The sequence below is a fragment of the Enterococcus sp. XAF26B05_ASV22 genome (genome assembly GCF_056727285.1).
Map to the genome: position 1 here is coordinate 428,117 of NZ_CM161538.1, position 22,844 is coordinate 450,960.

The 22,844-nt window shown below is 36.5% G+C and carries 20 protein-coding genes; 18 read left to right on the forward strand and 2 right to left on the reverse strand.

Annotation, left to right across the window (positions count from 1 at the left end; genetic code table 11):
* Positions 1-31 precede the first annotated feature (31 nt).
* The 7 genes from AC1PU0_RS02260 to AC1PU0_RS02290 all read left to right on the forward strand — a co-directional run bounded on the left by AC1PU0_RS02260 (position 32) and on the right by AC1PU0_RS02290 (position 3,728).
* Positions 32-550 (forward strand): hypothetical protein, encoded by a 519-nt coding sequence (locus AC1PU0_RS02260; RefSeq protein WP_206848448.1) that lies wholly within the window; start codon positions 32-34, stop codon positions 548-550.
* Positions 550-1,908: a Tle-like phospholipase domain-containing protein gene (locus tag AC1PU0_RS02265; protein WP_206848450.1), complete on the forward strand. Its 1,359-nt coding sequence runs from the start codon at positions 550-552 to the stop codon at positions 1,906-1,908. Before AC1PU0_RS02260 ends, AC1PU0_RS02265 begins: the two co-directional genes overlap by 1 nt.
* Positions 1,909-1,927: 19 nt before the next feature.
* Positions 1,928-2,239, forward strand: coding sequence for a hypothetical protein (locus AC1PU0_RS02270; RefSeq protein ID WP_206848452.1), 312 nt, complete (start codon positions 1,928-1,930; stop codon positions 2,237-2,239).
* Between the two features lie 15 nt (positions 2,240-2,254).
* Positions 2,255-2,518, forward strand: coding sequence for a hypothetical protein (locus AC1PU0_RS02275; RefSeq protein WP_206848453.1), 264 nt, complete (start codon positions 2,255-2,257; stop codon positions 2,516-2,518).
* Positions 2,519-2,545: 27 nt separating this feature from the next.
* Entirely contained in the window at positions 2,546-2,938 is a 393-nt protein-coding gene (locus tag AC1PU0_RS02280; protein ID WP_206834215.1) for a hypothetical protein, read from the forward strand.
* Entirely contained in the window at positions 2,914-3,009 is a 96-nt protein-coding gene (locus AC1PU0_RS02285; RefSeq protein WP_206834263.1) for a hypothetical protein, read from the forward strand. The genes AC1PU0_RS02280 and AC1PU0_RS02285 overlap by 25 nt, the downstream gene beginning before the upstream one ends.
* A 473-nt stretch (positions 3,010-3,482) precedes the next feature.
* Positions 3,483-3,728, forward strand: a complete 246-nt coding sequence (locus AC1PU0_RS02290) for a hypothetical protein (protein WP_069654030.1) — start codon at positions 3,483-3,485, stop codon at positions 3,726-3,728.
* A gap of 110 nt (positions 3,729-3,838) precedes the next feature.
* On the opposite strand, the gene AC1PU0_RS02295 is transcribed toward AC1PU0_RS02290, so the two are convergent.
* Together AC1PU0_RS02295 and AC1PU0_RS02300 are read right to left on the reverse strand one after the other, a co-directional pair.
* Complete coding sequence (locus AC1PU0_RS02295) at positions 3,839-5,614, reverse strand: ABC transporter ATP-binding protein (protein WP_206848457.1); 1,776 nt, start codon at positions 5,612-5,614, stop codon at positions 3,839-3,841.
* Positions 5,614-7,356, reverse strand: a complete 1,743-nt coding sequence (locus AC1PU0_RS02300; RefSeq protein WP_206848459.1) for an ABC transporter ATP-binding protein — start codon at positions 7,354-7,356, stop codon at positions 5,614-5,616. The genes AC1PU0_RS02295 and AC1PU0_RS02300 overlap by 1 nt, the downstream gene beginning before the upstream one ends.
* 98 nt (positions 7,357-7,454) lie before the next feature.
* On the opposite strand from AC1PU0_RS02300, the gene AC1PU0_RS02305 reads away from it, so the two are divergent.
* From AC1PU0_RS02305 to AC1PU0_RS02355, 11 genes are all read left to right on the forward strand, one after another.
* Positions 7,455-8,234 (forward strand): MerR family transcriptional regulator, encoded by a 780-nt coding sequence (locus tag AC1PU0_RS02305; protein WP_206848461.1) that lies wholly within the window; start codon positions 7,455-7,457, stop codon positions 8,232-8,234.
* Positions 8,235-8,293: 59 nt separating this feature from the next.
* Positions 8,294-8,623, forward strand: coding sequence for a thioredoxin family protein (locus tag AC1PU0_RS02310; protein ID WP_083241760.1), 330 nt, complete (start codon positions 8,294-8,296; stop codon positions 8,621-8,623).
* Positions 8,624-8,724: 101 nt separating this feature from the next.
* On the forward strand, positions 8,725-10,041 hold the full coding sequence (locus AC1PU0_RS02315) for a metallophosphoesterase (protein WP_206848462.1): 1,317 nt from the start codon (positions 8,725-8,727) through the stop codon (positions 10,039-10,041).
* A 146-nt stretch (positions 10,042-10,187) separates the two neighbouring features.
* Entirely contained in the window at positions 10,188-10,565 is a 378-nt protein-coding gene (locus AC1PU0_RS02320) for an OsmC family protein (protein ID WP_206848464.1), read from the forward strand.
* A gap of 77 nt (positions 10,566-10,642) precedes the next feature.
* Positions 10,643-12,283 carry a peptide ABC transporter substrate-binding protein gene (locus AC1PU0_RS02325; RefSeq protein WP_206848465.1) on the forward strand — a complete coding sequence of 547 codons (1,641 nt, stop codon included), beginning with the start codon at positions 10,643-10,645 and terminating at the stop codon, positions 12,281-12,283.
* Positions 12,284-12,468: 185 nt separating this feature from the next.
* On the forward strand, positions 12,469-14,403 hold the full coding sequence (locus AC1PU0_RS02330; RefSeq protein WP_206848466.1) for a heavy metal translocating P-type ATPase: 1,935 nt from the start codon (positions 12,469-12,471) through the stop codon (positions 14,401-14,403).
* 399 nt (positions 14,404-14,802) lie between these two features.
* A complete protein-coding gene (licT, locus tag AC1PU0_RS02335; protein ID WP_206848467.1) occupies positions 14,803-15,636 on the forward strand; it encodes a BglG family transcription antiterminator LicT in 834 nt (277 codons plus the stop codon).
* 96 nt (positions 15,637-15,732) lie between these two features.
* On the forward strand, positions 15,733-17,595 hold the full coding sequence (locus AC1PU0_RS02340) for a beta-glucoside-specific PTS transporter subunit IIABC (RefSeq protein ID WP_206848468.1): 1,863 nt from the start codon (positions 15,733-15,735) through the stop codon (positions 17,593-17,595).
* Positions 17,596-17,617: 22 nt separating this feature from the next.
* Complete coding sequence (locus AC1PU0_RS02345; RefSeq protein ID WP_206848469.1) at positions 17,618-19,024, forward strand: glycoside hydrolase family 1 protein; 1,407 nt, start codon at positions 17,618-17,620, stop codon at positions 19,022-19,024.
* Positions 19,025-19,943: 919 nt separating this feature from the next.
* Entirely contained in the window at positions 19,944-21,080 is a 1,137-nt protein-coding gene (locus AC1PU0_RS02350) for a coiled-coil domain-containing protein (protein WP_206848470.1), read from the forward strand.
* An 18-nt stretch (positions 21,081-21,098) separates the two neighbouring features.
* Positions 21,099-22,841 (forward strand): glucosaminidase domain-containing protein, encoded by a 1,743-nt coding sequence (locus AC1PU0_RS02355; RefSeq protein ID WP_479998656.1) that lies wholly within the window; start codon positions 21,099-21,101, stop codon positions 22,839-22,841.
* Positions 22,842-22,844: the final 3 nt, after the last annotated feature.

Genomic DNA, 22,844 nt, shown 5'->3' on the forward strand with positions numbered 1-22,844 from the left:
GTTAAATTACTCTTACTTTAAGGAGAAACGGATGAAAAAAAATGCATTCATAGCTTTAGCTATAATAATTTTAGTAGGCTTAATAATTGGAGGTAAATGGTACATGGACAGAGAGAAAGACAAACAAGAGTTAATAGAGATTCAAACTGATTTAGCTAATTATTTGTATAATAATTACGTACTATCTACTATTGACGAAAAACAAAAAAAGAAAATATTTAACGAATTTAATAATGGAAACGGTAATTTAACGGAGTCTCAATTTTTTGAAAAATTAGAAGAAATGGAAAAAAAGATTAGTATTGAAAGCGTTGAATTTACGAATTTTTCAGTTACTCCAATGAATACAGTTAAAGTTTATTTTAAACTAAACAATGTTTATGAAGATAGTGTTTCTCTAGATACTGTTTCGGCAGAAACTGATAAATTAATCTACAATATAAGAACACTCTCAGGAGAAGGACCTTATTATCTTGAGGAGAAACCAGAAAAAATAGAAGCTAGTATGCCTACTCAAAAAATTGTTTATTATCACGGGACGGTGAACTAATGGATCAAAATAGACAATTTTCTGATCAAGTTTATCAAGTTGAAAACGGAAATGTACCAGTTAATGAACGATCACAAAATAAAGAGTATATCATTCTAGATAAAGTAGACACGAATAAAGATAAAATTGGTACAGATAAAGCTCCAAAAAACAACAGTATGCAAGCCATGGTTGTAGCAGAAATTAGGGATGAATATAAGGATAAAAAAACAGAATATTTGAAGCAAATACCTGGGTATCCTGAATCAGTCGTAAAAAAAGACATAACGATTGCCTATGCAGGAACAAGTGGATGGCAGGATATAAAAACCGATGTCCGAGAAATCGCTCAAAATGACAAACATGCAAATGGTGCTTTTCAGTCTGCTTTAGATTATGCTAATGTTATTGAGCAACGTTATTCTAAAAAAGATGGTTACACTATTTCTACTACAGGACATTCATTAGGTGGTGCAGAAGCTATCTATATTGCTGTTTTAAAAGGATATAATGCTATTACATATGGTGCTGCTGGTTCGGGTTTAACGGATGCACAGATTAAAAATTATAAAGGGGTTATTGTTAATATCTATGATACATCTGATACGATAACTAGTGGTTGGATGACTGGTGGTCAGAAGAAAATACCATTCTTAAGTATAGGCATCGATAATAAAGGGTGGAAGTTATTTGGTCATTCAAGAGATCAATTCAAAGTAGATAAAAAAGGGAACTATATCAACAAATACGGCGATATCGTGGTTTATTCAGATTTGAATGGCGGTATTTCGATTGAACAAACCCTTTTAGCGCAAAGTATCGTTGAAAATAAGATGCAAATGCGCAGATTAGAACAGTATGGTGTACATAAAAGTAGCAGTAAAAAAGAGTACCAACAATTAAAAAAAGAAAATGAGTGGCTTCAAACTCAAATTGATAGTTTTACCAAATTGAACGTTTTACGTAAAAAATTTACTGCTAGTGGTGGCGGTTTATCTGGAAATGAACAAATCTATTTAGACGATAGCCAAGCGCTAACCATTGTAAAGCTTGCATCTTCAAAATTTGAACTGGCAATGGAGAACGTCGTAAAGCTCTATAAAGATGCCGTTAGGGAATTAGAAGAAATATGGCAAGAAGGATGTTCGACGATTCAACGTAATTGTCCTGACTTATCTTATGGCGAAGTTTTAGATGCTATGCAGGCAATGGGTTGTACGGAACAAACAATGGTGACGATTCCTTCACAAGAATTTCAAGAAAAACTAAGTTTAGCACATCAAATGAGTAGTAAATTTAGTACCCTAACCAAAGATATTACTGCAAAAATAGGTGAATTAGTTCAACGAGACCAAGAATTAGCGAAACAACTCGCCTAAAAAAGGGAGAGATACGAGTATGGATCAAGAAGAGCAAGCATTAGCGGATTATCAACAAACGAGACGACAACTTGAAGAAGAATCTGACGCATTGACAAGAATTAGGCGACAAGCGGAACAAGCAACGAATGATACCTATTCTGAAATGCAGCGGCAGGTACAACGATTTGGTGAAACAAATGAGCCTATGGAATGGGCAAGACGTGAGCTATCACGTCTTGAAGAAGATTTTTTCTCAGAATTAGACAGAGAGAAACGGACCCTTTCGTTAAAAGAAGACGAAGCAGAACAAGCCTATCGTAAAAAACTTCAAGAACAAATGAAGCCGTAAAAGGAGTATGATTACGTGTTAGAAGCAATCGAAAAACTATTAAAAGAATATAAAAAGAATTTACAAAAGATGAGCGCTCAAGCCACTGCAATGGCACTTGTTCAAAAAAAAGATAGTCTTGTGAAAAAAACAAAAAAATCTGGAGAAACGGAATCAGAAAGTGCAAAAAGTTCCATTACTTCTGCAACAAGTGGTCTAGGTGATGTAGTAAAAGGGCAATTTGGAAAAAAGGTCACACAAGTGTTAGACCTGCAAGGGAAAATGCTTGATAAATTTTAATTGGAATTAAAAAAGGGAGACGTTCTAGTGGCGGATAAAGACTTAGAACAACGTCAAAAGGTTCGAGAACGGAGTAAAAAAAGTTGGATTGAAATTTCTAAGAATGTAAAAATGGAAACCAATTTTTTTACGGATTGCCTAGATAACGATTGGGAGCGAAAAGCGACCGTTCGGAAACAGGCAACAGCGCTCGGCAGAGCGCACCTTTACATCGTAAAGTATAGTACGTTTATACTCTACGTGGAAGTGATTCCGAAATACAACTGCCTTGTTAGGTGTTCGGATGGGGAGAAAATGGCCCAAATTGTGGCGCGCACGGAAAAAACGAAACGTGAAAATTCAGGTGGGATACAACAACATAATCAAGAGAAACGGACAATCATTCAAACAAAGATATCGACGTTACTTGTTCGTATTTAAATTACGACCTAGTAAATACCAATGCAATCGAGTATCGAGAGAAAATTCAAGAAATTATTAACAGCGATTGAATTTTTTTCGAGACCGCCAACACGGAATCTTTTTTCAAGATGCCCTTGATTATTTCTCAGAACGTTGGAAGACCGATTGGATTGCCACAAAAAAAGATATATCAGAGTTTACTATGCGGTATGAAGTACGTGATACCACTACTTACGAGCCTAAATTGATTATGGTTGATGAGTATACTCCCAAAGACTATCGAATGAATTTTCGAGAGATTCTCCACCTGTTCAAAAAAAAGACCACTATACATGTAATTGTTCAATTTTTTTCTACATGTATCCATTATTTTTTCCATGCTACTGCTTTTCACTATCCATATCTACACCCAGCAGTAATAAAGAGGGTTTAGAAAAGGGCATTACTGGATGAAATGGTCCAGACCTACCTAACACAAGAATAAAAAACGGAGGAAAAAACAATAGAGTTAAATGATATAGACTCACTATACAACCAACTAAAAAAAAGAAAAGAGGACTACGTGTTTTCAGGTGAAATCGTTGAACGATTACCAGAATTAGTTAGTCATTGTCCAACAGAAGTTGATCAATTCGTTTGGTTTTCTGGCGGTATTCTTTTTTGGATGATTCATTGGAGATCGCAGCGTAAAATGTATGAAAAAATTGGAATCAGTAAATTAGAACAAAAGATTATTCGTATTTTAGGAGATTATGAGGTTCTGTTTAAAAACGGCTATTGTGTTTTAGTTCGAAAAGCAGATTGCTAAATAGCGTAGTACGTAATAATCATTTTTTATACCGAAAAAAGATACTAAGAGTAGAGGGGAGGATCATCCGTTGATGATTTTACCCTGTGATTCTTAGTATCTTTTACCTCTTATGTCTGTTGAAACTGACTATTGTACAATGAAGCATACAACGAAGGTTTCGCCAACAATTCTTGATGATTCCCTTTCTCCACGATATCACCGTCTTTCATCACTAAAATCAAATCAGCATTTTCAATCGTAGACAAACGATGCGCAATCACAAAGCTAGTTCGATTATTCGTTACTTCATCCATCGCTTTTTGGATATGCGCTTCTGTTCTAGTATCCACGCTAGACGTTGCTTCATCCAAAATAACTACAGGAGGATTTGCCAAAATGATTCTGGCAATCGTCAAAAGTTGTTGCTGTCCTTGTGACAATGAGCCGTTTTCACTAGAAATAATTGAATCATAACCGTTTGGTAGTGTTCGAATAAAATGATCACATTGTGCGATTTTAGCGGCTTCGACCACATCGTCTCGCGTCGCATCCATTCGTCCATACGCGATATTTTCTGCAATTGTTCCTTCAAATAACCACGTATTTTGTAAAACCATCCCAAACATCGCACGTAGATTTGTTCTTGAAAGATTTGTGATATCTACGCCATCAAAGGTGATCCGTCCTCCATTTAACTCGTAAAAACGCATCAGTAAGTTCACTAACGTTGTCTTGCCAGCACCTGTTGGTCCGACAATCGCGACCATTTGTTTTGGCTTTACGGTGAAATCAACTTGCTTCATCAAAATTTTTTCCTTAGTATAACCAAATTGAACGTTATCAAAAGCTATTGCACCAGTTGGGTGATCGATGGATTGCACGTTCGCTTTTTCTGGAACATCATCTTCTGCATCTAAAATCTCAAAAATCCGATCGACGGCTGCTAGCGCTGCTTGAATGGAGTTAATAACATAAGATGCTGTAGAAATTGGTTCAGAAACTTGATTGATATATTGTAGATATGCTTGAAGGAGCCCAATCGTGATACCACCTTGTAACACTAAGAGTGCTCCGATGATTGCACTGACAATAAAGGCTAATTGATTGATCAAACGAATCGCGGGATAAATCGCAAAATTCATAAATTGAGCATTCAAAAATGCGTTGTAATGTTTTTGATTTGTTTCAGAAATAATGTCTTTTGCGTGCTCTTGTTGGTTGAAGGTTTTTGTCACTAAATTCCCAGATAAAAACTCTTCTGTTTTATTATTTAAAATCCCAAGTTCTGACTGACTTGCTTCGGCTAGTTTCTTATTTTTATTGGCAATTTTACCAGTTAAGAATGAGCTTCCGGCAATCAGGACCACGACAACCAAGGTTAGTTTTACATCAATGTAGAACAACATGATCCCAGCAAAGACAATCGTTGAAATCGAAGTGAAGAATTGATTGATCCCTGTTAGGAAAACTTGTGACAATTGATTTAAACTGGTCGTTGTTCGACTGAGAATGTCCCCAACCTGATGTTGATCAAAAAACGCCATCGGTAATGATTTAAATTTTTTCGTGACTTCTTTTCGGACTCTTAATGTGATCCGTTCGCTTAAAGAAGCCATTACACGTTCTTGCGTATAAGACATCAAACTACTGATGATCGAAAAGACAATCAATATCAAAACAGGCATCAATAACGCTTCTTGCACCATTGGAAATGTGATGTGACTAACTCCATGAGTCTTGATTAGCATAAGCAAATCATCAATAGCAATCCCCATAATGAAAGGCATAGCAATGACCAAGGCATTCCCAACTAAACTACATAGAATTAGACCGAAAAATATAGGGCGTTCAGGTCGAATCAATTGAAAGAATCGTTTCAGTGTTTGTTTATTTACTTTTTCCATCATGACTGTGCTCCTTCCATGATAATCCCTTGTGAGCGGGCAAATTCTTGATACGTTTTATTCGTTAGTAATAGTTGATCGTGGGTTCCTTGTCCAACGATTTTCCCTTCATCTAAAACGATGACCGTATCGGCTTGTTGAATCGTGCTTAGTCGTTGAGCGACGATCAGTAGAGTTTTATCGGACATTTCATCTTTTAATGCCAGTCTTAATGCAGCATCCGTTTTATAATCAAGCGCTGAAAAACTATCATCAAATATATAAATATCCGCAGGTTTGATCAATGCGCGAGCGATACACAACCGCTGTCTTTGCCCTCCAGAGAAGTTGGTTCCGCCTTGTGCCACAAACGAATCATAACCGTCTTCTAATGTATTGAGATAAGGAGAAAGTTGCGCAATTTCAGCTGCCCGATCCATATCAGCTTTCGTTGCCTCAGGATACCCCATCAATAAATTACTTTTAATAGTTCCACTAAATAAAAAGGCTTTTTGAGGAACATAACTGATTTTAGAGCGTAATTCTTCTTGTGTAACCGTTCTGATATCCACCCCATTAAATAAAATCGCCCCTTCTGAGACATCGCTCAGTCTTAACAATAATTTGGCAACCGTACTTTTACCAGAGCCAGTTCCTCCGACAATGGCAGTTGTTTTGCCATTTGGAATGTTGAAATGAATATTTTCCAAAACAGGTTCATCTGCTTGATCATAACTGAACGTCACATGATTCAATGCGATCAAAGTATCGTTAAGGTCAGTTTCTTCAAGCAAAACAGGTTGGTCAGTATCGAGAATTTGATCTTGGGTGTTTAAAATTTCTTCAATTCTTTTTACTGAAGCAAGTGATCTAGGCAACATTACTAAAACCATTGCAGCGATCATTAAGTAAGCAAGAGTTAGTAAAGAGTATTCAACAACGGCAGAAACCGTACCAATTTGCAACGTGCCAAGAGCCACTAAGTTTCCGCCAAACCATAAGATTGAAGAAAAAACCACACCCATTAACAAGAAAGCAACTGGCGTAATAAACGCAAAAATGCTATTGACTCGAATCATGCCGTTTGCATAGTCAGAAAATGTTTTATTCGTTCGTTCTTCTTCATACTCTTGATTGTTAAACGCACGAATCATATTGATTCCAGTAAAGAATTCACGTAACGTCACAATGATCTTATCCATATTTGGCTGAATCGACAGTGAAAGAGGAGTCCCTTTTTTCATCAAGATATACACAATCAAGCCAAACGCTACAATGGCAATCAGTGGAACTAAAGCGAGCATTGCTGAGTAAGTAAATGTCATATAAAGCGAAAAGACTGCAATGATTGGTGCCGGTAAAATCAATTGTAGAAACAACACAATCATTTGCTGAATATTGTCAACGTCATTTGTCATTCTGGTCAATAGGGAACCAGTCCCAAAATAATCGGCATCTTTAATAGAAAATGTTTGTAGTTTGCTGAAAAACATCTCCCGTGTTTCTAAGCCAAATTTAGCGGCTACTTTAGCTGAAAGATAACTGCCAGCAATCGCTGAGAGCGCACCAAATAAAGCCATTGCGAACATTTTAAGCCCAATCGTTTTGATGGATTGTTCATCACCACTTGCAATCCCTACATCGATCAATTGCGCTACTAGTAACGGTACACCAAGTGTTCCAATAATTTGTAAACATAAACAAAGAACTGTCGCTAAAATAAGTGTCAGGTTCTTTTTAATGAAAAAATGAATGATCTTCATTTAAATTCCTCCTTTTAAAGACTCAAAGGGAATTCTACACCTTCAAGTTACTTGAATGTCAATGATTTTCGTTTATAATTAAAATCGGAGGTGAGGGTATGGAAAAAGAGAAGTTATTAACTGTGGGGCAAGTAGCTGAAATCATGAAGTTACCAAAATCAAAAATCCGTTATTGGGACGATATGAACTTACTGACATCCTCCAGAAATAGACAAAACGGCTATCGGCTGTTTGATATGGAGGATATCCTGACGATCAGTGATATTGATTTTTACCGTAGGCTCGACATTCCCATTAATAAAATGACGAATCTTTATCGAAAATCACCAGAGGAATTATGGACGATATTAGATGAAACTGAAACACGTGTTGCAGCAGAATTAGCAGAACTAAAGAAAAAAAAGCAAGGGATAAAGCATAGAAAAGATCAACTGTTGAGTTTGATCGAGTTAAAAGAGAAAGAGTTTAGTGACGAACCATTAGATGTAGAACGGATCATCCCAATTGATTTAAGTGATCCAAACGAATTACAGACCTACATTGATACGCCATCAAGCTTAGTCGTTTATAGCGACTCTATCCATGAAAAAGAGCTCATATATGGATTTGCGGTAACCACCAAAGAATTTGTGGAAGAAGAGACGATTTGGCAACAACCAGAGCAAGTGGAATACCAATACAAACAATTCCTACTCACAATTAAGTCAGATGATCCGTTAGAAAATAATTTTCAATCAATAAAAGAGAAATTAGAAAAACAAGGGTATCAAACAGGCACAATGATTGGGCGTTATATCATGACAGCAGAGGATCAAGATGGATGTTATAGAGACTATTATAAAACGTGGGTCGAAGTAAGTAGGGGATATCGGGCATAAATATCGTAAACTTGCTAAAATGGTGCTATGATTTAGCCAATCACAAAAGGATGATATCAATGGAAAAATTACAAACAATTCAAGACGTAGTAACCTTTATCAATGAAACTCACTTTGCATTTTTATATGTATCACAAGAAGACTGCTCGGTGTGCCATGCGCTTAGGCCAAAAGTGACAGAGCTCTTAAAAAGCTATCCCAAAATCAAAGTAAGAGAAGTGGAAGCAGATAAAGTCAAAGCGATTTCAGCTGAATATTTGATTTTTTCAGCACCAACGTCCCTTTTTTTTATCGATGGAAAAGAATATCTTCGTGAGGGAAAATTTGTTCAGTTTAAAAAATTAGCTAATGCAATAGAGCAGATTTATTCCTTTGAAGAAATCCATTAAAGCTCTTATTACTCTCTCTCACTTTATTTTAGTCAACTAAATAGAGTGAGAGCTTTTTTGCATAAAATCAAGTGGGATAATAAAGAATGGAGAATGAATGAATGAAAAAAAGGCTGGCGTTTATTTTACTCGGCGTAATAGCGATAACAGCGGCAATCGTTTATTTTGGCAAAGAGACAGAACAAAGTGAAGAAAGGCTATTTAAAAAAGAAGCCATTGAATTTTGGGTAGTAAGTGATCCTCATTACATTGATAAAAGCCTAACAGATACAGGTTTAGCCTTCAAAAAAATCAAACAGACGGCAGCAGGCAAAGAATTGGATTATCAAAAAGAAAGCTGGCAAGCCTTCATCGGAAAAGCAATTGAACAAAAGCCAGATATGCTGGTCATTACGGGCGACTTAACCTTAAATGGGGAAAAAATCAGTGCGGAAAAGCTAGCAGAACAACTCAAACAACTGACAAAAGAAGGGATCAAGGTATTTGTAATTCCAGGAAACCACGATGTCAATGATGGCTGGGCTAGAAGATTTGTTGAGGAGAAGCAGGAAAAAACGGAGTCCATCTCAATCGCTGATTTTAAAGAAATTTTTGCCGATTTTGGGTATCAAAATGCTATGAACTACGACAAAAATTCATTAAGTTACTCCGTAGCAGTCAATCAAACATACAATTTTCTTTTTCTTGATTCGAATATATACCCCGATGACAAACAACCGCAAACAAGACCTACGACGGGAGGAACAATCCGTGGGAAAACAATGAAGTGGGTTAAAAACCAACTAGAAATAGCTAAGCAAGAAAAGAAAAAAACATTGGTTTTCGTGCATCACAATGTTTTTGCTCATAATAAATTGTTATCAAGCGGTTTTGTCCTCAATAATGCAAAAGAATTCAAACAACTTTTAGTAGACTACCAAGTGCCTATTGTTTTTTCTGGTCATATTCATGCGCAAGATATTATGTCTGAAACAATCGATGAGCACCAATTGACGGAAATTGCGTCCAGCTCTTTTTCGATTGCCCCTCAAGGCTATGGTGTAGTGAATTTAAAAAATGACTCATTTGAGTACCAAAAATTAGAAAACGCACATTCGGTTTCTGAGATAAAAGAGTATCCACAATACATAAAAGAACGTTTTATAAAGGATGGGGAGCATTTAGGCTACAGCCAATTAATTGATGCAGGATTATCAGATAGTAAAGATTTAGACATTGCTGCTGAATTCGTTGGTCGAGTAAATTATCGCTTTTTCTCAGGTAATGATTTTATAACGGATAAAGAAGTAGAAAAAATCAAAGCGGAAATGGGTTATCAAATTATCAGAAAAAATAGCACATTTTTAAAAGAATACATCGATTCGATCATCCAAGATACAAACCAAAATGACAATCGATTGAAGAAAAATTTTGATTAATTTGTGTTTAAAATGTTTTTATTGATAGTTTTTGGCTATCATACCTGAGAATAAAGTATTATCCGTTTCTTAGGTTTTGTACTATCATAATAAGATAAAGCAAAGGTTAAAAAAATGAAGATAACTTCAAGTAGAGGAGCAAAAAAATGGAATTGATTTCAGGCGAAAAAGGATTTGAATTGGTACATGACAGTGGGAATTGGGTATTAAAAAAAGAGATTGGTTTTTCTCCAGTTGAAATGTTAGTGGCATCTATTGGTGCATGCGGAGCGTACGTTTATGAAAAGATATTAACGAATTCTCATATTGATTTTTCTATTGAAACAGTAGCAATCTCTTATGAACGAGCAGAAGAAAAACCAGCGAAACCTTTGAGTCGCGTCGTTATTGCTTTTTCGATTCGGGTTTCAGATGAAGCACAAGGAAAAGCAGAGCGCGCCTTGAAATTGATTGGCAAAAATTGCCCAGTCATGCAATCGTTAGATCCAGCAATAACGGTGGTTGAAAATGTGATTTTTGTTTAGTTGATTGATTGCGTTTCACTGGCTATTTTCGGCTAAATAAACGCATGACACTTTTAAGTGATACAAGGAGGAACAGAATGAAAAAGTTCATTACGATTACTACTCTGGCACTGTTAGTTTTTATAACAGGTTGTAACTCAGCTAGGAAAACAGAATCGGCTGAATCAAAAAAAACAATCGTTCATTTTACCGAGCCAGCTGAACTGCTAACGCTTGATACAACACAAGAAGAGGATTTCATTAGCTTTAATGCTCAAAATCAGGTTTTGGAAGGGCTTTATCAATTAAATGAAAAAGATGAAACGATACCGGCTGTGGCCAAAGAACTCCCAAAAATCAGTGAGGACAAACAAACGTATACAATTGTTTTGAGAGAGGATGCGAAATGGTCAAATGGGGACTCGGTCACGGCGAAAGACTTTTTATACGCATTTAAAAGAGCTGTAACACCAGAAACGGCTCCATCATATGCTAGTCTGTTCGTTTCTTCTATAAAAAACGCCAATGCCATTTATCAAGGAAAAATGGCTCCAGACCAACTTGGGGTAGAAACACCTGACGAGCATACATTGGTGATCCATCTAATCAAACCGATTCCTTACTTCACTTCCTTATTGACATTCGAAACCTTTTTCCCAATCAATCAAGCGTTCGCGGAGAGACAAGGGAGTAGCTATGGGACGTCAGCTAAAACAACGCTTTATAATGGTCCCTTTGTGTTGGAAGGGTGGGAACAAAATTCCGATACGTGGACCTATGTCAAAAATCAAAACTATTGGGATAAAAAGAATGTGCACGTCGATGAAATCCAAACGACCGTTGTAAAATCAACCAGTACAGCAGTCAATTTATATCAAACAGACGAACTTGATCGAGTGATATTAGATGGAGAATTCTCGAAACAATATAAAAATGATTTAGATTTTCAAAATCAAAATGATACAAAAATGGGGTACCTGCGCTTTAACCAAGCGCAAGGCAAGCTATTAGAAAATCAAAACTTACGGAAAGCAATCGCTTTAGCAATCGACCGTGATACGTTCGTAAAAAATGTTTTAGGAGACGGATCTATTGCAGCAGCGGGATTTGTTCCGAAAAATTTTGTTCAAAATCCCAAAACAGGTGAAGATTTTCGCAAAGAAAATGGTGTGCAACAAACATTTGACAAAGATACAGCACAAAAGGCATTTGCACAAGCGAAAGAAGAGCTGCATAAGACCGATATCACACTCGTTTATTTAACAAAAGATACAGATACAGAGAAAAAAACAGCTGAATATCTAGCGAGTCAAATCGCTGAAGTACTACCAGGCATTAAATTTGAACTCACAACCTTGCCGAGTAATAACTTGCAGGAACGCTATTTATCTGGCGACTATGATATTGCGTTTGGTCAGTGGATGCCTGATTTCAAAGATGCAATCACCTTTTTAGATATGTTTGCTTCCACATCAGGTTTAAACCATGTCAATTACAAAAATCCTGCCTATGATCGTTTGATTCAAGCAGCTTCAGATACAGATGCGGCAGAGGAAGAAAAACGTTGGTCGGATCTATTGCAAGCGGAACAGCTTCTATTAGCAAAAGATTACACGATTGCTCCGATTTACCAACAACAAACAGCATTGTTGCAAAAGAAAAATATCAGCGGTGTAGTAAAACATAGTTTTGGCTCACCATACAGCTTTAAATACATTCAAGTAGACGAATCAAAATAACTAAAAGACTAAAATAAAAGGATGGAACCTTTGTTTTAGTCTTTTTTTGCACTAAAATTTTGGTTTTCTCTTGACACATGAGTGTCTGTTCATGTATTATAGCTATATGATATATGAACGGTTATTCATTTGAAAAAGACAAGATGTATCTTTTCAGAAAATAACCAAAAAGGAGGATGAGTATAATGGAAACAATGAAAGCACACGATCACAATTGCTCAAATGAAAAAGGGCATGAACACGATCACGACCACGGACAATCCCCTGTTATTTTATTTTTTATAGGATTAGCTATTTTTAGTATCGCATTCTTTATCAATAAAGGATCTTTAGTACAGAACATTCTTTTTGTCAGTGCAATGTTATTATCTGGTTACCACATTATGGTAGAAGGTATAGTGGATACCATGACTGAATCCAAAGAGCAACGAAAGTTTGTACCTAATGTTCATATTTTGATGACCTTAGCTGCTTTTGGTGCGACCATTATTGGGAATTATGAAGAAGCGGCATTACTGATTATTATCTTCGCAGCAGCACATTTTCTTGAAGAATATGCAGAAGACCGCAGTAAACGAGAGATTACCAATTTACTTAAACTAAATCCAACAGAGGCACGTCTGATTCAAACAGATGGGACTGTGAAAATTGTCGACGTGGCAACATTGAAGGTCGGGGACCAACTGCAAGTGCTAAACGGTGACCAAATTGCGACAGATGGCATTATACTATCTGGACAAACGTCTATTGATGAATCTTCTATCAATGGTGAAAGCATACCAAGAGAAAAAACAGTTGGTGACGAAGTATTTGGGAGTACAATCAATGGCAGTGGTACATTTACCATGGAAGTGACAAAAGACAGCAGTGATACCGTATTTGCTAAAATTCTTCAATTAGTCAATCAATCGCAATCTAATTTATCCAAAACAGCTACTAAAATCCAAAAACTAGAACCTTATTACGTGACGATCGTTTTGATTGTCGTACCGATTTTTATAGTAGCGGGGCCTGCCCTATTTAATTGGACATGGGATGAAAGTTTTTACCGCGGTATGGTATTTTTGATCTCTGCATCACCATGCGCACTAGCAGCGAGTGCTGTACCCGCAACATTATCAGGAATTTCTAACTTAGCTAAAAGAGGTGTTTTATTTAAAGGTGGTTCATATTTAGCTAACTTAGCTACAATCAAGTCTGTCGCTTTTGATAAAACAGGCACGTTGACGAAAGGTAAACCATCCGTTACGGACGTTTATTTCTTAACTGAATTGGCACAATTATCTGAGCAAACGTGTATCGATATCATTGTTGCTATGGAAAAAACAGCCAATCATCCGTTAGCAAATGCAATCTTAAGCCGATTTAATGCGACTGCCGATTTGACATTAACCGTTGAGAATGAAATTGGGAAAGGCTTGGTAGCAGAATACCTCGGTGATACTTATCAAATCGGTAAACCTGAAATTTTCGGTCAAGTTAGTATACAAATTAATGCTTATAATGAACAATACGCAAAAGAAGGGAAAACCGTTGTTTATTTTGCTAAAAATAATGAAGTGATCGGACTGATCGCTATGATGGATGTACCAAATGAAAATGCGAAAAATGTAATCAACTATCTAAAAACACAAGGGATCCATACCACGATGATCACTGGAGATGCAGAATTAACAGGACAAGCGGTTGGACGTCAAATTGGGATCGATGAAGTCGTTGGAAATGTCTTACCAGAAAATAAAGCTGCAATCATTAAAGACCAACAAGTGCGATTTGGCAACGTAGCGATGCTAGGTGATGGTGTCAATGATGCCCCAGCTTTAGTCACTGCGGATATCGGTGTAGCAATGGGTGAAGGGACAGATATAGCAATCGACGTAGCAGATGCGGTATTGATGCAAAATGATTTGACCAAATTCAGCTATGCTCATAAAATTTCTAAACGGTTAGATCGAGTGGTGTGGCAAAATATCCTCTTTTCCATGTTGATAGTTGTACTATTGATTACGTTGAATATTCTAGGAAAAATGGATATCACAATCGGTGTTATCGCACATGAAGGAAGTACACTGCTCGTGATTTTGAATGGATTACGCTTGTTGATTCCGTCAAAAGACTAGAGAAAAGAAAGGTGAGACAAAAGTGCTCAATTCTGAGAACTAAGTAGGGATTGTGCAAAGTTAATTCAGTCTTCATAATATGTCTTGGAGATTCAAGCATATTTCCGAATTTAGCACATTGAATTCGCTATGATTGAAGCGGCATACTGTTTATTCGTATTTAGAGAGTTGGATGAAATGAATGTCCAACTCCCTTTTTAAAAGAGGGCATTTTTTATATTGACAGCCCTTCCAATATTTGTTATGCTAGGTTTCAAGTAGCAGATGTTATTACTTTGGGTAAGCATGTTGCAACTCTTCAATTTTTTAACTGGATGTTATCACGAAAGTGAGCAAGACCTATTTGCACCGTTATTTGACGACGGGTAAATGGGATTTTTTTGTAATCGGGGACTTATTATGATCATAAAACGAGTACTAAACAACAATACAGTTATTTCGAGCAATAGTAAGGGTGTAGAAGTTCTTTTAATGGGAAAAGGAATCGCTTTTGGACAGAAAAAAGGTCAACCTGTTGATCTGGAGCGGGTTGAAAAAATTTTTTTATTAAGAGATAAGGCTACACAAAATAAATTTACAGAGCTATTGATAGATGTGCCGATGGAGCATATCCTAGTAGCGGAAAAAATTATTAATTTCGGTAAAATCAAGCTCGGAAAAAATTTAAGTGAAACAATTTACGTTAATCTGACCGATCATATTCATTCAGCTGTTGAGCGTTATCGAGAGGGAATCATCTTGAAAAATCCTTTGAGATGGGATATTGAGCGTTTTTATCCAGATGAATACGTGGTAGGAGAAAAAGCGCTGGAAATCGTTCGGAAAGAACTAGGTGTCGAATTTGTTATTGACGAAGCTGCGTTTATTGCTATTCACTTTGTGAATGCTGAGCAATCTAAAAGTTTTGATTCAGCGTATGAAATCGCAGAAATTACTAAAACTATCGAAGATATCGTAAAAAAGGAATACAATACAGAATTTGATGAATCCTCTTTAGACTATTATCGCTTTATAACCCACGTTAAATTTTTTGCCCAAAGGTTATTAATTGGAGAACATTATGAAGATGAGGATTCTGAGTTGCTTGATACACTCAAGAAAAAGTATGAACTGGAATATCGCTGTTCATTAAAAATCAGCGAATATGTTCAAAAGGCGTTTGATTACTGCTTAAGTTCGACAGAGTTAGTATATCTTACTGCACATATCAGAAGAATTACGAAAAATTTATAACCAAATAGGATTGTTATCCATTAGGAGCATGACCTAAAGCAGTACCCAAAAGCGGGGCTGTTTTAGGTCTTTTTTACTTAGAAAGGATGAAAAAAAATGAACTATAAAGATTCAGCAAAACAAATTCTCGACTTAGTCGGAGGGGAACAAAATGTCCAGTCAGTGACGCATTGTATGACACGCTTACGTTTTGTTTTACGCAATGAAAGTTCCGTTGAAGATGTCCAGGTCAAAGAAGTTCCAGGTGTGATGGGTGTGATGAGAAAAGGTGGTCAATATCAAGTTATTATGGGAAACGATGTTGCATCTTATTATAAAGAGCTAGAAAAATTAGGACATTTCAGCAATCAAGCACCAACTGAAAATAGTGGGGAAAAGAAGAATTTATTTGAGGCCTTTGTGGATGTAATTTCAGGTTGTATGTCACCGCTGATTCCTGCGATGTTAGGTGGCGGAATGATCAAAGTATTATTGATCTTGTTACCATTAATGGGGATTTTAGATGACAGCAGTCAAACATTTGCGATTCTATCGTTTTTTGGTGATGCACCATTTTACTTTATGCCAATCATGCTGGCTTTTACAGCAGCGCAAAAGTTCAATGTGACACCAATGCTAGCGGTCACAGTAGCTGGAATTATGCTACATCCGAATTTTGTTGAGATGGTCAATCTTGGTGATCCAGTCCACTTTTTTGGATTACCAGTAACGCTTGCATCATATGGCTCCTCGGTGATTCCAATTTTGATCATGGTTTGGTTAATGAAATATATTGAGCGTTTCTTTGACAAAATTATTCCTAATGTGATCAAAAGCTTCACAAAACCATTACTTATTTTATTGATTTCAGGACTCTTAACGTTGGTCGTAGTCGGACCGTTAGGAACGTTTGCAGGACAATTGCTGTCATCTGCTATCATTTGGATCCAAGGAAAAGCTGGTTGGTTAGCGCTAGGTTTAATGGCGGCCTTTATGCCATTGATCGTCATGACTGGTATGCACTGGGCTTTTGCCCCGATTTTCCTAATTGCTTCCCCAGCAACTCCTGATATTTTGATTCTTCCAGCAATGTTGGCGGCAAATTTAGCGCAAGGGGCGGCAGCTTTAGCTGTTTCTGCTAAAACAAAGGATAAAAATTTAAAACAAGTGGCTGCGGCTTCTGGTATTTCAGCGTTACTAGCGGGAGTGACTGAGCCTGCACTGTACGGTGTAACCTTAAAATACAAAAAACCGTTATATGCTGCAATGATTTCAGGGGCAATTTGTGGCGTGTATATGGGAATTACTGGGTTAGAATCCTATGCATTCGCTGTGCCATCATTGGTCGCTTTACCTCAATTTATCGGGGGACAAGATAACGGAAATATTATCAATGCGATCGTGGTAGCAGGGATTTCAATTGTATTAACATTCGTTTTAACATGGATATTTGGAATTGATGAAGTAGAAAAACACGAGACGGAACAATCAGTTAAGATTTCAGAAGCTGTAGAAACAGGTAGTAACGACCCAAAAAAAATTTATGCACCGATGAAAGGACAAGTGATTCCTCTAGAACAAGTGAATGACGCTGCATTTTCAGGAAAAATGATGGGAGAAGGCGTTGCGATCATCCCAGAAGAAGACACGATCACAGCACCTTTTGATGGTGAGGTAACTGCGTTATTTCCGACAAAACATGCTATTGGTTTAACAAGTGAAAATGGCATCGAAGTTTTGATCCATGTAGGAATTGATACAGTAGAATTAGCAGGAGAGTATTTTACCGCTTTTGTTGAAACCGGAGAGAAAGTAAAAAAAGGACAAAAAATTCTGGCAGTCGATTTTGCTAAGGTGAAAGAAGCTGGATATGACACAACAACACCAATTGTTGTTACGAACACTGATTCATATATCGATATTGTAGCAAAGGAAATAACTAAAACGAAGAGTCAAGAGACGATTTTATATGTTGTATAAAAAGAATAAAGGAGAATCAATTATGTCTAAATTTCCAAAAGATTTTTTGTGGGGTGGTGCTATTGCCGCTAACCAATGTGAAGGCGCGTATAATGAAGATGGGAAGGGGCTAAGCGTAGAAGATGTTGCCCCCCATGGCTGGAAGGGGCTGCCAACAAGCGAACCAACCTCAGATAACATAAAACTAGTCGGTATCGATTTTTACCATCGATATAAAGAAGATATTAAATTATTTGCTGAGATGGGGTTTAAAATTTTCCGACTATCAATTGCTTGGTCACGAATCTTTCCACAAGGGGATGAACAGGTACCGAACGAAAAAGGGCTGGAATTTTATGATAAAGTCTTTGATGAATGTCATAAATATGGAATGGAACCATTAGTTACACTATCGCATTATGAAACGCCGCTTCATTTGTCAAAAACCTATGATGGTTGGCGTAATCGCAAAATGATTGAGTTTTTTGAGCACTATGCCAGAACTGTTTTTACGCGCTACAAAGGAAAAGTAAAGTATTGGTTAACATTTAATGAGATCAATTCGATTACACATGCGCCTTTTTTAAGCGGAGGGATCTATACACCGAAAGAAAAACTCTCAAAACAAGACTTGTATCAAGCGATTCATCATGAATTAGTAGCGAGTGCCAGAGCAGTAAAAGCGTGTCATGAGATACTCCCAGATGCTCAAATTGGTTGTATGATTCTTGGAATGCCAGTTTATCCGTTGACACCAGCACCTGCTGATGTACTAGCGGCGCTTCAGACAGAAAGAGAAAACTTTTTCTTTTCTGATATTCAAGTAAGAGGAACTTACCCAACGTATGCTGAGAGATTTTTCAAGGAACATGATATTTGTTTGGACATTACAACGCAAGATCAACAAGATTTACTTGAGACAGTAGATTTTATATCCTTTAGTTACTATATGAGTACGTGTGAATCTTCAGATCCGTCACTGGAAACAGGAGAAGGAAATATTTTAGGCGGAGTACCTAATCCATATTTGAAAGCGAGTGAATGGGGGTGGCAAATCGATCCAGAAGGGTTGAGATATTATTTGAATATCTTATATGATCGATACCAAAAGCCCGTCTTTATTGTTGAAAATGGCTTTGGCGCAGTGGATGAGTTGATAGAGCTTAAAGACGGGACTAAAACTGTAAATGATGATTATCGTATCGATTATTTGAATGATCACTTAGTCCAAGTAGCTGAAGCGATTGAAGATGGCGTTGAGATCATGGGCTATACTTCGTGGGGCTGTATTGATTTAGTCAGCTTTACAACCGCGGAATTAAAAAAACGTTACGGATTTATTTATGTGGATCGACATGATGACGGAACAGGTACTCTGAATAGATACAAAAAGAAAAGTTTTAACTGGTATAAAGAAGTTATTGCAACAAATGGGGAAAGTCTTGGTTGATTATTAAATAAGATTGAAAAACCACCTTGACTCGAATTGTTCATACTAGAGGTGATTTGATTGGTAAAGGGGCTCAAAAGACTGAGGGTGCTAGTGTAATCAAGGTCGATGTAAATTTAGTTAGAAGTGCCTTTATAAAGTGTGAAAAAAATGAGGATTTTATGTGAAGAAATAATGAATCGTAAAAAAACAATTGCAAGAGCTTGATATTCGGAAAATAAAAAAATAACAAATAAAACAATGTTTTAAATTTTTATTTTTTTAAATAATCATAATTTAAGGGATGGGAAAATTAATATTTAAGAGAAGTGGTTTCTTTTTTTATTAGAAAACACTTCTCTTTTTGTGTAATCATAGAGTAGAAAATGAGGTTATTTAACATAAGAGAAGGTGGTGTTGTATTTTTGAATAGGCAAGAACGAAAGGCTATTTTTATTAAAAGAGAGAGGATGAAGTATTGAATGTCTTTTTAAATTTACCTATTATGGTATATAAATCAAAAAAAAGTGATATTTTTTAATTATATTATGATAAAAAAACATTTATTTAATGAGTTTTAGCTGAATATGTTTGAGAGACACAGTTAAAGCTGATTTTAGTTTCTTAAAAATAAAAATAAACAGCTAATTCAGTTTGTTTGTTTAAGCTTTATCTGATAAAATAGAAAAAGGTAGGCATGTTTTTGATTCCTTTTTTGCATTGTTTTTTATCAAGTGAACTAAAAGTTGAATGAGAAACTTTTCATCTGCTGAAAAACATACTTAAAAGTGAAGGTGATTACTTTTACAATAAAAAATTCCTGCACTTGTCACTATATTTACATATATAGACAATTCACATAATTTACTTAGTATTTACTATCAGTACATTTAGAAAAAATGAATGAGGTAGCCCGATTTTTATAGAAGGAAGTGAGCATATGCTAAAAATATTTGGCAAAGGTAAAAAAAGAAAAAAATATGACGATTACGACGATTATGATGAAGAAGATTATGACGACGATGATTACGATGATGATGAAGACTACGACGACGATGATTATGATGATGATGAAGACTACGACGATGATGATGAAGATGACTACGATGATGAAGATGACGACGATTATGACGATGATGAAGACTACGATGACGAAGATGACGACGATTATGACGATGATGAAGACTACGATGATGAAGATGACGACGATTATGACGAAGACGAACGTCCGAAATTCTCATTGAAAAAGAAAAAGCAGGTTCCAGCACCGAGAAAGCCTAAACCAAAGAGAAAGAGACCGCCAGTCAATGAAGTGATCGATGATGATGAATTAGAAGAACTTCAAGAAGAAAATGAACAACTTCAAAATGAACTTCGAGAGCTAAAAGTAGAACTACGTAAGAGTAAGAGAGAAAATTCTCAATTGCAAAACGAAATAGAAGCGGTACGTGAAATAAGTGAATCATTAGAAAATGAATTATCAATGGTGCAAGCTGTACCAAAAGATTACGACGCGCGTATGGCAGAACTTGAACAAGTAAAAAGTAAATACAACAGCTTGCTACGTGAAAGTAATCGTCAAATCGACGAAACTGATTTAAACCGTAAAAAAGCAGAGCGTTTTGCGAATAAGATCAGACAGTACGAACAAGAACTTTTAGCGAAACAAGAAGAAATCGATAAACTTGCAGAAGATCGTATCGTAATTATGGCATCTGATACACCACAAGATACAGGTGCCTATGAAGAGTTAGCAAAAGTTCGTCAAGAATTAGAAACGGCAAAACGCCAACTTGCTCAAAAAACGATCGATGTCGATCAACAATTGTCTAAAGAAGATATCGGTGAAGTGCTATTGGATGCGAAGAGACAAGCAAAAGAAATCATCAACCAAGCAAATCAACGTGCGCAGCTTATAAATGAAGAAACGAAGAAAAAAGCGAGTGTCTTAAAACGCTTAGAACGTGCAGAACAAGAATACCAAAATTACTACAAACGCATCAAAGATGTGAAAGAAGAATCGGAACAAGCATTCAACCAAATCATCAATTTGGTGAAAGAAGATCCGTATCAATAAAATAAGAGAGGACACAAAATGAAAAAAAGAAATCTAAACAGTAAAAATTTACGATTATTAAGTGTAGGGTTGCTTACTTCAAGTGCTGTCCTTTCTGTTAGCGATGTTCAACCAGTTGTTGCCAAAGAAATTGAGGATCAAATAACTTCAGGATCGGAAGAAGAAGAGAGTGTAGAAATTTTATCTTCAACGAAGGAACATGAAACAACAGAAAGTACAATAGAAGAGATAGAATATAGTTCTTCTACCGAAAATAGCACAACTTCTTCAACCGATGATCCGACTGAAGAAACGAGTAGTGAGTCGTCCAATTCGTCGGATGATCCGAGTTCTACTCAAGAGCCAACAGACTCAACAAGTACATCTGAGACAAATACGTCAACGACAGATACAACGACAAGTACAACAAGTAGCAGTACCGACTCAAGTACAACGAGTACGACAACAGCACCATCAAAGCCTAAACCAAGTAAGCCAAAGCCTAAACCAAAACCAAGTAAACCGAAACCAAAGCCAAGCAAACCAAAACCAGCTCCAAGCAAACCAAATCTGCCAGTTCAAGGACCGATCCAACAGCCGAGTGTACCAACTCCGCAACCAAGTAGACCTATGCCTAATCCTACCGTTGGAACGGTCACTGGAAATACTGCCAGTGGTACTTCAACGGGCGGTTCAGATCAGGTATTTCATATCAGTCCTAATCTGACGACTAAAAGTTTTGTAAAAGTCATTGGCGAAGATGCCCGCTCAATTGCTGGCGAGAATAATTTATATGCTTCAGTAATGATTGCGCAGGCAATTTTGGAAAGTGCTTCTGGAAACAGTGCGTTAGCTTCAGCACCAAACTACAATTTATTTGGGATCAAAGGTAGCTATGAAGGCGCAAGCGCTAATTTCTTGACCAGTGAAGACAATGGATCTGGTAGTATGTTTACGATTCGTTCTAATTTTAGAAAATATCCATCCTATAAAGAATCTTTAGGGGATTACGTAAAACTTCTTAGAGGCGGAACCGACGCTAGCAGTGGATTTTATAGTGGTACTTGGAAAAGTAACACAAAATCCTATAAAGATGCGACCAAGTTTTTAACTGGACGTTATGCAACAGATACTAGCTATAATTCAAAATTGAATGGCTTGATCGATGCATATGACTTAACGCAATATGATACGTTAAAAGATAAAAAGAAAACGAAAAAAGCTAAAAAAATCACGTTGAATACTTCTTTTGATAAATTAGAGAAGAAAGAAGATAAAAAAGATCAAAATATCGAATACCTTACTCACATTGTGAAAAAAGGGGAATCACTTAAATCAATCAGTGAGCTGTATAATATTTCTACGCTGGCTATTTTGGAAAAAAACCAATTAGATCGACGTATGCTATTTATTGGCCAAAAATTGAGTGTGCCTAAACAAGAAGAAAAAGTGACGACTGTAGCGAAAGAAGATGCTGTAGATCGTTCATTAAATATGGTTCAAAAATTATCGAATGCGTTTAATGATCAAGAAACGATTCAAACAAACGTAAAAGAAACAGCCAAAACAACTTCATCGGCTAAAAAAGAAGCAACGACTAAAAAAGAAGCAAAAGAGTATAAAGTAAGCGCAACGCGTAAGAAGACAAAAGAAACGTATGAAGTGAAAAAAGGAGATACTCTAGCAAGTATTTCTAAAAAAACTGGTATTTCAGTTTGGTCGTTAAAAGAGTGGAACGATCTAGATCAGTATTTCTTAACTGAAGGGCAGCGCTTATCCTAGCGC

Coding starts and splice junctions, on each gene's coding strand:
- AC1PU0_RS02260 (WP_206848448.1), top strand. CDS start 32: ATGAAAAAAAATGCATTCATAGCTTTAGCTATAATAATTTTAGTAGGC.
- AC1PU0_RS02265 (WP_206848450.1), top strand. CDS start 550: ATGGATCAAAATAGACAATTTTCTGATCAAGTTTATCAAGTTGAAAAC.
- AC1PU0_RS02270 (WP_206848452.1), top strand. CDS start 1,928: ATGGATCAAGAAGAGCAAGCATTAGCGGATTATCAACAAACGAGACGA.
- AC1PU0_RS02295 (WP_206848457.1), bottom strand. CDS start 5,614: ATGGAAAAAGTAAATAAACAAACACTGAAACGATTCTTTCAATTGATT.
- AC1PU0_RS02300 (WP_206848459.1), bottom strand. CDS start 7,356: ATGAAGATCATTCATTTTTTCATTAAAAAGAACCTGACACTTATTTTA.
- AC1PU0_RS02305 (WP_206848461.1), top strand. CDS start 7,455: ATGGAAAAAGAGAAGTTATTAACTGTGGGGCAAGTAGCTGAAATCATG.
- AC1PU0_RS02310 (WP_083241760.1), top strand. CDS start 8,294: ATGGAAAAATTACAAACAATTCAAGACGTAGTAACCTTTATCAATGAA.
- AC1PU0_RS02315 (WP_206848462.1), top strand. CDS start 8,725: ATGAAAAAAAGGCTGGCGTTTATTTTACTCGGCGTAATAGCGATAACA.
- AC1PU0_RS02320 (WP_206848464.1), top strand. CDS start 10,188: ATGGAATTGATTTCAGGCGAAAAAGGATTTGAATTGGTACATGACAGT.
- AC1PU0_RS02325 (WP_206848465.1), top strand. CDS start 10,643: ATGAAAAAGTTCATTACGATTACTACTCTGGCACTGTTAGTTTTTATA.
- AC1PU0_RS02330 (WP_206848466.1), top strand. CDS start 12,469: ATGGAAACAATGAAAGCACACGATCACAATTGCTCAAATGAAAAAGGG.
- licT (WP_206848467.1), top strand. CDS start 14,803: ATGATCATAAAACGAGTACTAAACAACAATACAGTTATTTCGAGCAAT.
- AC1PU0_RS02340 (WP_206848468.1), top strand. CDS start 15,733: ATGAACTATAAAGATTCAGCAAAACAAATTCTCGACTTAGTCGGAGGG.
- AC1PU0_RS02345 (WP_206848469.1), top strand. CDS start 17,618: ATGTCTAAATTTCCAAAAGATTTTTTGTGGGGTGGTGCTATTGCCGCT.
- AC1PU0_RS02350 (WP_206848470.1), top strand. CDS start 19,944: ATGCTAAAAATATTTGGCAAAGGTAAAAAAAGAAAAAAATATGACGAT.
- AC1PU0_RS02355 (WP_479998656.1), top strand. CDS start 21,099: ATGAAAAAAAGAAATCTAAACAGTAAAAATTTACGATTATTAAGTGTA.